This is a genomic window from Streptomyces sp. NPDC060366 (genome assembly GCF_042725135.1).
Taxonomy (GTDB): Bacteria; Actinomycetota; Actinomycetes; order Streptomycetales; family Streptomycetaceae; genus Streptomyces.
In genome coordinates this window covers 118789-131962 of sequence record NZ_JBHXDC010000020.1, presented here as the reverse complement: position 1 = coordinate 131962, position 13174 = coordinate 118789, and the positions used below count along the sequence as shown (strand labels likewise).

At 69.4% G+C, this 13174-nt stretch carries 10 protein-coding genes; all 10 read right to left on the bottom strand.

The annotated features are described in order from the left end of the window. Positions 1–153: 153 nt before the first annotated feature. Genes nuoN through nuoE form a run of 10 tightly spaced genes read right to left on the bottom strand, consistent with a single transcriptional unit; the run spans position 154 to position 13150 of the window. Positions 154–1806: an NADH-quinone oxidoreductase subunit NuoN gene (nuoN, locus tag ACFWHU_RS33055; RefSeq protein WP_385803555.1), complete on the bottom strand. Its 1653-nt coding sequence runs from the start codon at positions 1804–1806 to the stop codon at positions 154–156. Continuing rightward, complete coding sequence (locus ACFWHU_RS33050; RefSeq protein ID WP_385803556.1) at positions 1803–3374, bottom strand: NADH-quinone oxidoreductase subunit M; 1572 nt, start codon at positions 3372–3374, stop codon at positions 1803–1805. Before ACFWHU_RS33050 ends, nuoN begins: the two co-directional genes overlap by 4 nt. Before the next feature lie 4 nt (positions 3375–3378). Continuing rightward, on the bottom strand, positions 3379–5274 hold the full coding sequence (nuoL, locus tag ACFWHU_RS33045; protein ID WP_385803558.1) for an NADH-quinone oxidoreductase subunit L: 1896 nt from the start codon (positions 5272–5274) through the stop codon (positions 3379–3381). 14 nt (positions 5275–5288) lie between these two features. Continuing rightward, on the bottom strand, positions 5289–5588 hold the full coding sequence (gene nuoK, locus ACFWHU_RS33040) for an NADH-quinone oxidoreductase subunit NuoK (protein WP_078075618.1): 300 nt from the start codon (positions 5586–5588) through the stop codon (positions 5289–5291). After that, positions 5585–6418, bottom strand: a complete 834-nt coding sequence (locus tag ACFWHU_RS33035) for an NADH-quinone oxidoreductase subunit J (protein ID WP_381795093.1) — start codon at positions 6416–6418, stop codon at positions 5585–5587. The genes nuoK and ACFWHU_RS33035 overlap by 4 nt, the downstream gene beginning before the upstream one ends. Then, positions 6415–7074 (bottom strand): NADH-quinone oxidoreductase subunit NuoI, encoded by a 660-nt coding sequence (gene nuoI / locus ACFWHU_RS33030; protein ID WP_147874412.1) that lies wholly within the window; start codon positions 7072–7074, stop codon positions 6415–6417. Before nuoI ends, ACFWHU_RS33035 begins: the two co-directional genes overlap by 4 nt. After that, positions 7067–8464, bottom strand: a complete 1398-nt coding sequence (nuoH, locus tag ACFWHU_RS33025; protein WP_385803561.1) for an NADH-quinone oxidoreductase subunit NuoH — start codon at positions 8462–8464, stop codon at positions 7067–7069. Before nuoH ends, nuoI begins: the two co-directional genes overlap by 8 nt. Beyond that, a complete protein-coding gene (locus ACFWHU_RS33020) occupies positions 8461–10983 on the bottom strand; it encodes an NADH-quinone oxidoreductase subunit G (protein WP_387229467.1) in 2523 nt (840 codons plus the stop codon). The genes nuoH and ACFWHU_RS33020 overlap by 4 nt, the downstream gene beginning before the upstream one ends. Beyond that, entirely contained in the window at positions 10980–12335 is a 1356-nt protein-coding gene (gene nuoF, locus ACFWHU_RS33015) for an NADH-quinone oxidoreductase subunit NuoF (RefSeq protein WP_385803565.1), read from the bottom strand. The genes ACFWHU_RS33020 and nuoF overlap by 4 nt, the downstream gene beginning before the upstream one ends. Continuing rightward, entirely contained in the window at positions 12335–13150 is an 816-nt protein-coding gene (gene nuoE, locus ACFWHU_RS33010) for an NADH-quinone oxidoreductase subunit NuoE (RefSeq protein WP_385803616.1), read from the bottom strand. The genes nuoF and nuoE overlap by 1 nt, the downstream gene beginning before the upstream one ends. Positions 13151–13174 lie beyond the last annotated feature (24 nt).

Below are 13174 nucleotides of genomic sequence, written 5' to 3'. Positions count from 1 at the left end.
GGCGGGGGGCGGGGCGGGCGCGCTGCGCCCCCCCCCGCCCCCGCCCCGGGACACCTTATCCCGGCGCGCGGGAGCGTGTAACCCCCGGGGGGGCCCCCCGGGGGGGGGGGGGCCCCCCGAGGCGCGTAGGCGCCTGAGACAGGTCCTTACGGGCTATCGGACGAAGACGCCCGCCTGGCTCGCCAGGTCCAGGAAGTACTGGGGCGCGACGCCCAGGACCACCGTGACGGCGACGCCCACCCCGATCGTGGTCATCGTCAGCGGCGAGGGCACGGCGACCGTGGGGCCGTCCGCCTTCGGCTCGCTGAAGAACATGAGCACGATGACCCGGATGTAGAAGAACGCGGCGATCGCCGACGAGATGACACCGACCACGACCAGCGCCCCGGCGCCCCCGTCGGCCGCCGCCTTGAAGACGGCGAACTTACCCGAGAAGCCCGAGGTCAGCGGGATACCGGCGAAGGCCAGCAGGAAGACCGCGAAGACCGCGGCCACCAGTGGCGAACGCCGCCCCAGCCCCGCCCACTTGGACAGATGCGTCGCCTCGCCGCCCGCGTCGCGCACCAGTGTGACGACCGCGAACGCGCCGACCGTGACGAAGGAGTACGCCGCCAGATAGAAGAGGACGGAGGAGATGCCCTGGTCCGTCATGGCGATGACACCGGCCAGGATGAAGCCCGCGTGCGCGATCGACGAGTACGCCAGGAGGCGCTTGATGTCGGTCTGGGTGATGGCGACGATCGCACCGAAGAGCATGGTGACGATCGCGACACCGAACATCACCGGGCGCCAGTCCCAGCGCAGGCCGGGCAGCACCACGTAGAGCAGCCGCAGCAGCGCGCCGAACGCCGCCACCTTCGTCGCGGCGGCCATGAAGCCGGTGATCGGCGTGGGCGCGCCCTGGTAGACGTCCGGGGTCCACATGTGGAACGGCACCGCGCCGACCTTGAAGAGCAGGCCCATCAGGATCATCGCGCCGCCGATGAGCAGCAGCGCGTCGTTGCCCATGGTCTCCGCGAGGACCGGGTCGACGGTGGCGACCGAGCCGTCCACGACGGCGGCGATGCGCGCGTACGACACCGAGCCCGCGTAGCCGTACAGCAGTGCGACACCGAAGAGCAGGAACGCGGAGGAGAAGGCGCCGAGCAGGAAGTACTTCACCGCGGCCTCCTGCGACATCAGCCGCTTGCGGCGGGCCAGCGCGCACAGGAGGTAGAGCGGGAGGGAGAAGACCTCGAGCGCGATGAAGAGCGTCAGCAGGTCGTTGGCCGCCGGGAAGACCAGCATGCCGGCCACCGCGAACAGCGCGATCGGGAAGACCTCGGTGGTGGTGAACCCGGCCTTGACGGCCGCCTTCTCGCTCTCGCTGCCGGGCACCGAGGCGCCCTGGGCGGCGAACGAGTCGATCCGGTTGCCGTGGCTCGCCGGGTCGAGCCTGCGCTCGGCGAAGGTGAACACGGCCACGATCGCCGTGAGCAGGATGACGCCCTGGAGGAACAGCGCGGGGCCGTCCACGGCGATCGCGCCCATGGCGGCGAGATGCGCCTTGGTACTGCCGTATCCGCCCGCCGCGAGGGCGACCACCGCGGCGAACGCGGCGGCCAGGGCGACGACCGAGAGGAAGAGCTGCGCGTAGTACCGCCCCTTCCTCGGGACGAAGGCCTCGAGGAGGATGCCCACGACGGCGGCGCCCAGCACGATCAGCACGGGGGCCAGTTGTGCGTATTCGATCTTGGGGGCCTGGATCTTGTCGATCCCCTGGGCCGCCGTCGTTGTCCACAGGCTGTGGACAGCTGTCGCACTCACGGGGCTGCCTCCACCTCGGGCTTGGGGTCGGTCTTGTGTACGTCACTCATGGTGTGTTCCACCGCCGGATTCACGATGTCGGTCAGCGGCTTCGGGTAGACGCCCAGGAAGAGAAGGAGCGCGATCAGCGGGGTGACGACCGCCAGCTCACGGAGCTTCAGGTCCGGCATGTCGCGGACCGACTCGTTCACCGGGCCCGTCATCGTGCGCTGGTAGAGGACCAGGACGTACAGCGCGGCGAGCACGATGCCGACGGTCGCGATGATCCCGATCACCGGGTACACGCTGAACGTGCCGACCAGGACCAGGAATTCGCTCACGAACGGGGCGAGCCCCGGCAGCGAGAGCGTCGCGAGACCACCGATCAGGAACGTGCCGGCCAGAACCGGCGCGACCTTCTGCACCCCGCCGTAGTCGGAGATGAGCCGCGAACCGCGCCGCGAGATCAGGAAGCCCGCGACCAGCAGCAGCGCCGCGGTCGAGATCCCGTGGTTGATCATGTAGAGCGTCGCGCCCGACTGGCCCTGGCTGGTCATCGCGAAGATGCCCATGATGATGAAGCCGAAGTGCGAGATCGACGCGTACGCGATCAGCCGCTTGATGTCTCGCTGGCCGACCGCGAGCAGCGCCCCGTACACGATGCTGATCAGCGCCAGCACCAGCACCACGGGGGTCGCCCACTTGGACGCCTCCGGGAAGAGCTGGAGGCAGAAGCGCAGCATCGCGAACGTGCCGACCTTGTCGACCACCGCGGTGATCAGGACGGCGACGGGCGCGGTGGCCTCGCCCATGGCGTTCGGCAGCCAGGTGTGCACCGGCCACAGCGGCGCCTTGACGGCGAAGGCGAAGAAGAAGCCCAGGAAGAGCCACCTCTCCATGCCCGTCGACATGTCCAGCGTGCCGTTGGCCCTGGCCTCGGCGATCTCGGTCAGCGAGAAGGTCCCCGCCGACACGAACAGACCGATGACGGCGGCGAGCATGATCAGGCCGCCGGCCAGGTTGTAGAGGAGGAACTTCACGGCCGCGTACGACCGCTGGGTGGCTCCGGCCTCGTCGCCGCCCGCGTGGGCCCGGTCCCCGAAGCCGCCGATGAGGAAGTACACCGGGATGAGCATGGCTTCGAACAGGATGTAGAAGAGGAAGACGTCGGTGGCCTCGAAGGAGAGGATCACCATCGCCTCGACCATCAGGATCAGGGCGAAGAAGCCCTGCGTCGGCCGCCAGCGGGAACTCTTGGTCTCCAGCGGGTCGGCGTCGTGCCAGCCCGCGAGGATCACGAAGGGGATCAGCAGCGCGGTGAGTGCCAGGAGCGACACGCCGATGCCGTCGACGCCCAGTTCGTACCTGACCCCGAAGTCGGAGATCCAGGCATGGGACTCGGTGAGCTGGTAGCGGTCGCCGCCGGGCTCGAAGCGGACCAGCGCGATCACCGCCAGCACGAGCGTGGCGAGCGAGAAGGTCAGCGCGATCCACTTGGCCGCGGTGCGCCTGGCGGCCGGGACGGCCGCCGTGACGATCGCGCCGATCGCCGGGACGGCCGCCGTCGCCGTCAGAAGGGGGAACGACATCTGATTACACCGCCCTCATCAGCAGGGTCGCGGCGATGAGCACTGCCGTACCTCCGAACATCGAGACCGCGTAGGAGCGGGCGTAGCCGTTCTGCAGCTTGCGCAGCCGGCCGGAGAGCCCGCCGACCGACGCCGCGGTGCCGTTGACGACACCGTCGACCAGGGTGTGGTCGACGTAGACGAGCGAGCGGGTGAGGTGCTCGCCGCCGCGGACCAGGACCACATGGTTGAAGTCGTCCTGGAGGAGATCGCGGCGGGCGGCGCGGGTGAGCAGCGAGCCGCGCGGCGCGGTGACCGGCACCGGCTTGCGGCCGTACTGGAGATACGCGACGCCGACACCGATGAGCAGCACCACGACCGTGGACGCCGTGACGGCCGCCGCGCTGATCGGCGGGTGGCCGTGCTCGAACTGGGTGACCGGCTCCAGCCACTTCACGAACGACTCGTTGAGCGAGAAGAGACCGCCCGCGAAGACCGAACCGAAGGCGAGGACGATCATCGGGATCGTCATCGACTTGGGCGACTCGTGCGGCTTCGGCTCGTTGCCGTCCGCGTCGGGCTGCCAGCGCTTCTCACCGAAGAAGGTCATCAGCATCACGCGCGTCATGTAGTACGCCGTGAGGGCCGCGCCCAGCAGGGTGACGGCGCCGAGGATCCAGCCCTCGGTGCCTCCCTTGGCGAACGCCGCCTCGATGATCTTGTCCTTCGACCAGAAGCCGGAGAGACCCGGGAAGCCGATGATCGCGAGGTAGCCGAGGCCGAAGGTGACGAAGGTGACCGGCATGTACTTGCGCAGGCCCCCGTACTTCCGCATGTCGACCTCGTCGTTCATGCCGTGCATGACCGAGCCGGCGCCGAGGAACAGCCCCGCCTTGAAGAAGCCGTGCGTCACCAGGTGCATGATCGCGAAGACGTAGCCGATGGGGCCGAGGCCCGCGGCCAGGATCATGTAGCCGATCTGGGACATCGTCGAGCCCGCGAGGGCCTTCTTGATGTCGTCCTTGGCGCAACCGACGATCGCACCGAACAGGAGCGTGACCGCTCCGACGATCACGACCACCAGCTGGGCGTCCGGCGACGCGTTGAAGATCGCGCCGGACCGGGTGATCAGATACACGCCCGCCGTCACCATCGTCGCCGCGTGGATGAGGGCCGAGACCGGGGTCGGGCCCTCCATCGCGTCGCCGAGCCAGGACTGGAGCGGCACCTGCGCCGACTTGCCGCAGGCGGCCAGCAGCAGCATCAGGCCGATGCCCGTCACCGTGCCGCTGCTCGCCTCACCGGTGGACTCCAGGACGGGTCCGAAGGCGAACGTGCCGAAGGTGGTGAACATCAGCATGATCGCGATCGACAGGCCCATGTCGCCGACGCGGTTGACGAGGAACGCCTTCTTGGCCGCCGTCGCCGCGCTGGGCTTGTGCTGCCAGAAACCGATGAGCAGGTACGACGCGAGGCCGACGCCCTCCCAGCCGAAGTACAGCAGGAGGTAGTTGTCCGCGAGGACGAGCAGCAGCATCGCGGCGAGGAACAGGTTCAGATAGCCGAAGAAGCGGCGGCGCCGCTCGTCGTGCTCCATGTACCCGATGGAGTAGATGTGGATCAGGGTGCCGACGCCGGTGATCAGCAGGACGAACGTCATCGACAACTGGTCGAGCTGGAAGGCGATGTCCGCCTGGAAGCTCTCGACGGGCACCCAGCTGAACAGGTGCTGGTGCAGGGTGCGGTCATCGCCGCTCCTGCCCAGCATGTCGGCGAAGAGCACCACGCCGATCACGAAGGAGGCGGCCGCCAGCAGCGTGCCGAGTACATGTCCCACCCGGTCGAGGCGTCGCCCGCCGCACAGCAGAAGACCTGCTCCGAGCAGGGGCGCCGCGATGAGCAGCGCAATCAGATTCTCCACGATTCAGCGACCCCTCAGAGCTTCATCAGGCTGGCGTCGTCGACCGAGGCCGAGTGGCGCGAACGGAACAGCGACACGATGATCGCGAGCCCGACGACGACTTCCGCCGCGGCGACGACCATCGTGAAGAAGGCGATGATCTGGCCGTCCAGATTGCCGTGCATCCGGGAGAAGGTGACGAACGCGAGGTTGCAGGCGTTGAGCATCAGCTCGACGCACATGAAGACGACGATCGCATTGCGCCGGATCAGCACTCCGACCGCACCGATGGTGAACAGCAGGGCGGCGAGATAGAGGTAGTTGACCGTATTCATTTGGTGACGCCCTCCTCGCGGTCCTCGCGGTCCCGCAGCTCCTCGCGGCCGAGGCGCTCCGTCGAACGCTGTTCCAGCGCCCTGAGATCGGCGATGGCCTCACCGGAGACGTCCCGGATCTGGCCGCGGTCCTTGAGCGTCTGGCTGACGGTCAGCTCGGACGTGGTGCCGTCGGGCAGCAGTCCGGCGATGTCCACCGCGTTGTGCCTGGCGTAGACGCCGGGTGCGGGCAGCGGCGGCAGGTGCTTGCTCCGGATCCGCTGCTCGGACATCTCGCGCTGGGTCAGGGCCCGTTCGGTGCGCTCGCGGTGCGTGAGCACCATCGCGCCGACGGAGGCCGTGATCAGCAGGGCGCCGGTGATCTCGAAGGCGAACACGTACTTCGTGAAGATGAGGGCGGCGAGGCCCTCGACGTTGCCCCCGGCGTTGGCGACGCCGAGTCCGGTGGAGGCCGTCAGCGACGCGTTGCCGATGCCGGCGATCAGCAGGACGCCGAAGCCGAGGCCGCAGAGGGCGGCCCACCAGCGCTGGCCCTTGATCGTCTCCGTGAGGGAGTCGGCGGCGGTGACGCCGACGAGCATGACCACGAAGAGGAACAGCATCATGATCGCGCCGGTGTAGACGACGATCTGCACGATGCCCAGGAAGTAGGCCCCGTTGGCCAGGTAGAAGACCGCCAGGATGATCATGGTCCCGGCGAGACAGAGCGCGCTGTGCACGGCCCGCCTCATCAGGATGGTGCAGAGCGCGCCGATCACGGCGACGGTGCCGAGGATCCAGAACTGGACGGCTTCGCCGGTCGAGGTGAGGGAAGCGGCGAGCGTGTTCATCCGCCGATCACCTTCTTCGAGGCCGGTTCGTCCTCGCCGAAGTCGGAGGCGCCTTCCTGCGGGCGCTCGCCCTTGGTGAAGGCGACCTGCTTGACCGTGCCGGGAGCGGCCTCGGTCACCAGGCCCCGGTAGTAGTCCTGTTCGTCCGTGCCGGGGAAGATCGAATGCGGTGATTCGACCATGCCCTCCTCCAGGCCGGCGAGGAGCTGCTCCTTGGTGTAGATGAGGCTCTCGCGCGAACTGTCGGCCAGCTCGAACTCGTTGGTCATCGTGAGCGCGCGGGTGGGGCACGCCTCGATGCACAGTCCGCAGAGGATGCAGCGGGCGTAGTTGATCTGGTAGACGCGGCCGTAACGCTCACCCGGGGAGTAGCGCTCCTCCTCGGTGTTGTCCGCGCCTTCCACATAGATCGCGTCCGCCGGGCAGGCCCAGGCGCACAGCTCGCAGCCGATGCACTTCTCCAGGCCGTCCGGATGACGGTTCAGCTGATGGCGGCCGTGGAAGCGCGGCGCCGTCACCTTCTCCGTCTCCGGATACTGCTCGGTCAGCCGCTTCTTGAACATGGCCTTGAAGGTCACGCCGAAGCCGGCGACCGGATTCAGCCGGCGCGCGCCGGGGTCGTCCCCCTTCGAACCTTTGGAAGCGTTGTCAGGCACCGTCAGCCTCCTTTCCGTCACTCGCGTCACTCTCAGTATTGGGTCCGCCACTGACAACCAGTTCGCGCTCACCGCGTGAGCGTCGGCGCGGTACGGGCGGCAGGGTCTGCCCCGGCAGCGGAGGCACCGGGAAGCCACCGGCCATCGGATCGAACGCGGGCGGTGGTGGTTCGGCCGCGGCCGCGGCCTTCTCCTTCTTGTCGCGGAAGATGTCGGCGACGAAGGAGAGCAGCAGGATCGCGATGACGGCCGATGCGACGTAGAGAACGATGTCCTGGAAGTCGTAGTTCTCGTTCCGCAGGGCACGCACCGTCGCCACCAGCATTAGCCAGACGACCGAGACCGGGATCAGGACCTTCCAGCCGAGCTTCATCAGCTGGTCGTAGCGCACGCGCGGCAGCGTGCCGCGCAGCCAGATGAAGAAGAACAGCAGCAGTTGGACCTTGATGATGAACCAGAGCATCGGCCACCAGCCGTGGTTCGCACCCTCCCAGAACGTGGAGATGGGGTACGGGGCCCGCCAGCCGCCCAGGAAGAGCGTGGCGGACACGGCGGAGACGGTGACCATGTTGACGTACTCGGCCAGCATGAACAGCGCGAACTTGATCGACGAGTACTCGGTGTTGAAGCCGCCGACCAGGTCGCCCTCGGACTCGGGCATGTCGAACGGCGCGCGGTTGGTCTCGCCGACCATCGTCACGATGTAGATGATGAAGGAGACCGGCAGCAGGATGATGTACCACCGGTCGGCCTGCGCCTCGACGATCGCCGAGGTCGACATCGTCCCGGAGTAGAGGAACACCGAGGCGAAGGCCGCGCCCATGGCGATCTCGTACGAGATCATCTGCGCGCACGAGCGCAGGCCGCCGAGCAGCGGGTACGTCGATCCGGACGACCAGCCGGCCAGGACGATGCCGTAGATGCCGACCGAGGCGACCGCGAGGATGTAGAGCATCGCGATCGGCAGGTCGGTCAGCTGCATCGTCGTGCGGTGGCCGAAGATCGAGACCTCGTTGCCCGCGGGGCCGAAGGGGATCACGGCGATCGCCATGAAGGCGGGCACCGCCGCGATGATCGGCGCCAGGACGTAGACGACCTTGTCGGCCCGCTTGACGACGACGTCTTCCTTCAGCATCAGCTTGATGCCGTCGGCGAGCGACTGGAGCATGCCCCAGGGGCCGTGCCGGTTGGGCCCGATGCGCAGCTGCATCCAGGCGACGACCTTGCGTTCCCAGACGATGGCGACCAGCACGGTCACCATCAGGAACGCGAAGCAGAAGACGGCCTTGAGGGCCACCAGCCACCAGGGGTCGGTGCCGAACATCGAGAGGTCCTCGGCGGCGAGGACGCTCTGCGCGGGGGCCGCGCCGAGTCGGTCGAGGGCGGTCATGCGCGCACCTCCGGTGCGTCGGACTCCGGGGCGCCGGCCGGGGCCTGTGCCTCGGCGGCGCCGATCCGGACAAGCGTGCCGGGGCGGGACCCGGTGTCGGCGAGGACACCGCCGCCCGTCGAGTTCAGCGGCAGCCAGACGACCTTGTCGGGCATCTCGGTGACGCTGAGCGGCAGTTCGACGGTGCCCGCGGGGCCGGTGACGGCGAGGACGTCGCCGTCCTTGACGCCCGTCTCGGCCGCCGTGGTGGCGGAGAGCCGGGCGACGGCCGCGTGGCGGGTGCCCGCCAGGGCCTCGTCGCCGTCCTGGAGCCGGCCCTGGTCGAGCAGCAGCCGGTGACCGGCGAGCAGTGCCTCGCCCGCGCCCGGACGGGGCAGCGGACGCGAGGACTCGACGGGCGGTTCGGCGTGCGGGCCGTCCCAGTTGCCGAGCCGGTCCATCTCGGTGCGTACGGCCTTCAGGTTCGGCAGCGCGAAGGGGATGTCCATGGCGTCGGCGAGCATGTGCAGCACCCGCGCGTCGTCCGTGGCCAGCCTGCGCGTCATCTGCTCCGGCTTGAGCGCCGCCTCGAACGGCCGTGCCCTGCCTTCCCAGTTGAGGAAGGTGCCGCCCTTCTCGGCGACCGCGGCGACCGGGAAGACGACGTCGGCGTGGTCGGTGACCTCGCTGGGACGCAGTTCCAGCGACACGACGAAGCCGGCGGCCGCGAGCGCCTCACGTGCGCGTGCCGGGTCCGGCAGGTCGGCGACCTCCACGCCCGCGACGACCAGCGCGCCGAGTTCGCCGGTCGCGGCGGCCTCGACGATCTGGCCGGTGTCGCGGCCGTGGCGGTGCGGCAGTTCGCGTACGCGCCAGACCTCGGCGGTCTCCTCACGGGCCCGCGGGTCCGTGGCGGGACGGCCGCCGGGCAGCAGTGTCGGCAGCGCGCCGGCCTCGACCGCACCGCGCTCACCGGCCCTGCGCGGGACCCAGACGAGCCGGGCGCCGGTCGCGGTGGCGGCCCTGGCGGCGGCGGTGAGCCCGCCGGGGACGGCCGCGAGCCGTTCGCCGACGACGATCACCGCGCCGCTCTCGCGCAGGGCGTCGGCAGCGCGGGTGCCCGCGCCTTCGAGGCCGGTCTGCGAGGCGAGCGCGTCGAGCCATTCGGTCTCGGTGCCGGGCGCGGCCGGCAGCAGGGTGCCGCCCGCCTTCCTGAGACCGGGGGTTGCGTGCGTGGCGAGGGAGAAGCTGCGCTGCCCGTGCTTGCGGTGGGCCTTGCGCATCCTCAGGAAGACGCCGGGCGCCTCCTCCTCGGACTCGAACCCGACGAGCAGGACGGCCGGGGCCTTCTCCAGCGTCGTGTTGGTGACCCCCTTGCCGTCCAGGTCGAGGCCGTGGCCGGCGACATGGGCGGCGAGGAACTCGGCCTCCTCGGCGCTGTGTACGCGCGCGCGGAAGTCGATGTCGTTGGTGTCGAGCGCGACCCGGGCGAACTTGGCGTACGCGTAGGAGTCCTCGACGGTCAGCCGGCCGCCGGTCAGGACGGCGGCCCGGCCGCGCGCGGCGGCGAGACCGTTCGCGGCGGCCTCAAGTGCCTCCGGCCAGCTCGCCGGTGCCAGCTCGCCGTCCTCGCCCCGTACGAGCGGCGTGGTGAGCCGGTCGGGCCGCTGCGAGTAGCGGAAGCCGAACCGGCCCTTGTCGCAGATCCACTCCTCGTTGACCTCGGGGTCGTCGGCGGCCATGCGCCGCATGACCTTGCCGCGCCGGTGGTCGGTACGGGTGGCGCAGCCGCCCGCGCAGTGCTCGCACACGCTCGGCGAGGAGACCAGGTCGAACGGGCGGGAGCGGAAGCGGTACGCCGCCGAGGTCAGCGCGCCGACCGGGCAGATCTGGATGGTGTTGCCGGAGAAGTACGACTCGAAGGGGTCGCCCACACCGATGCCGACCTGCTGGAGCGCGCCGCGCTCCAGGAACTCGATCACCGGGTCGCCGGCGACCTGGTTGGAGAAGCGGGTGCAGCGCGCGCAGAGCACGCACCGCTCGCGGTCGAGAAGCACCTGGGTGGAGATCGGTACGGGCTTCTCGAAGGTCCGCTTCTTGCCCTCGAACCGGGTGTCGGACTGGCCGGCGCTCATGGCCTGGTTCTGCAGCGGGCACTCGCCGCCCTTGTCGCAGACCGGACAGTCCAGCGGGTGGTTGATGAGCAGCAGCTCCATCACACCGCGCTGGGCCTTCTCGGCGACCGGCGAGGTGATCTGCGACTTGACGACCATGCCGTCGGTGCAGGTGATGGTGCAGGAGGCCATCGGCTTGCGCTGGCCCTCGACCTCGACGATGCACTGCCGGCAGGCGCCGGCCGGGTCGAGGAGCGGGTGGTCGCAGAAGCGGGGGATCTCGATGCCGAGGAGTTCGGCGGCGCGGATCACCAAGGTCCCCTTGGGGACCGAGATCTCGATGCCGTCGATCGTCAGCGAGACGAGGTCTTCGGGCGGGACCGCCGCCTCGCCGCCGCCGGAGGGGGCAGACGTGGTGACTGTCATGCGTTCACCTCCAGGTGCGCGTTTCGGTCGGCCCACAGGGTGGACTTCGCCGGGTCGAAGGGGCAGCCCTTGCCGGTGATGTGCTGCTCGTACTCCTCGCGGAAGTACTTGAGCGAGGAGAAGATCGGCGCGGCGGCGCCGTCGCCGAGGGCGCAGAACGACTTGCCGTTGATGTTGTCGGCGATGTCGTTCAGCTTGTCGAGGTCCGACAGGACGCCCTTGCCCGCCTCGATGTCGCGAAGCAACTGCACCAGCCAGTAGGTGCCTTCACGGCACGGGGTGCACTTGCCGCAGGACTCGTGGGCGTAGAACTCGGTCCAGCGGGTGACGGCACGCACCACACAGGTGGTCTCGTCGAAGCACTGGAGCGCCTTGGTGCCGAGCATGGAGCCGGCGGCGCCGACGCCCTCGTAGTCGAGGGGGACGTCCAGGTGCTCGTCGGTGAACATCGGGGTCGACGATCCGCCCGGCGTCCAGAACTTGAGCCGGTGGCCGGGCCGCATGCCGCCGCCCATGTCGAGCAGTTGGCGCAGCGTGATGCCGAGCGGGGCCTCGTACTGGCCGGGGCTGGTGACATGGCCGCTGAGCGAGTAGAGCGTGAAGCCCGCGGACTTCTCGCTGCCCATCGACTTGAACCAGTCCTTGCCGCGGTTGAGGATCGCGGGAACAGAGGCGATGGATTCGACGTTGTTCACCACTGTGGGGCACGCGTAGAGACCCGCGACCGCCGGGAACGGCGGGCGGAGGCGGGGCTGTCCGCGCCGTCCCTCCAGCGAGTCCAGCAGCGCGGTCTCCTCGCCGCAGATGTACGCGCCGGCCCCCGCGTGCACGGTGATGTCGAGGTCGATCCCGCTGCCGAGGATGTCCTTGCCGAGGTAGCCCGCCTCGTAGGCCTCACGTACCGCCTCGTGCAGCCTGCGCAGCACGGGCACGACCTCGCCGCGCAGATAGATGAAGGCGTGCTGCGAGCGGATCGCGTAGCAGGCGATGATCATTCCCTCGATGAGGGAGTGCGGGTTGGCGAAGAGAAGGGGGATGTCCTTGCAGGTGCCGGGCTCCGACTCGTCGGCGTTGACGACGAGATAGTGCGGTTTGCCGTCGCCCTGCGGAATGAACTGCCACTTCATGCCGGTGGGGAAGCCCGCGCCGCCCCTGCCGCGCAGACCGGAGTCCTTCACGTACGCGATGAGGTCGTCGGGCGTCATGGCGAGCGCCTTGCGCAGGCCCTCGTACCCCTCGTGCCGCCGGTAGGTCTCCAGCGTCCACGCGTCGGGCTGGTCCCAGAACGCGGACAGGACCGGAGAGAGAAGCTTCTCCGGGCCGGTGTCGTTCATCTCGGGTGCTGTGGTCATCACTTCCCCTCCTCGGCTACCGGGCCCGTGGGGTTCGCGGGGTCGGACGGCGCGGTCTTCTGCGGCGCGTCGTGCGAGCTGAGGTGCTCGGAACCGGGCTGGGGTGTGTCCTTCGGCGCCGCTCCGTCGCGCGGACGCGGCGCACGGGCCGGGACCGCCTCGCCCTTGGCGAGCTTCAGGCCGATCAGCGAGGCGGGGCCCGCGCCACCGGTGGCGTCGACGGCGCCGGGGCGCTCGTCGGGGAAGCCCGCCAGGATCCGCGCGGTCTCCTTGTACGTGCACAGGGGCGCGCCGCGTGTCGGGGTGACCTGCTCACCGGCCAGCAGGTCGTCCACGAGCTGCTTCGCCGATTCGACGGTCTGGTTGTCGAAGAACTCCCAGTTGACCATCACCACGGGGGCGAAGTCGCAGGCCGCGTTGCACTCGATGTGCTCCAGCGTGACCTTGCCGTCCTCGGTGGTCTCGTTGTTGCCGACGCCCAGGTGCTGCTTCAGCTCGTCGAAGATGGCGTCGCCGCCCATCACCGCGCACAGCGTGTTGGTGCAGACGCCGACCTGGTAGTCGCCGGACGGCTTGCGCCGGTACATCGAGTAGAAGGTGGAGACCGCGGTCACCTCGGCGGTGGTCAGCCCCAGCATCTCGGCGCAGAACCGGACGCCGGTGCGGGTGACGTACCCGTCCTCGGACTGGGTGAGGTGCAGCAGCGGCAGCAGGGCCGAGCGGCTGTCGGGGTAGCGGGCGATCACCTCCTTGGCGTCCGTCTCCAGCCGGGCGCGCACATCGGCCGGGTAGTCGGGGGCGGGGAGTTGGGGCATTCCGAGGCTGACCTCGGAATTCGG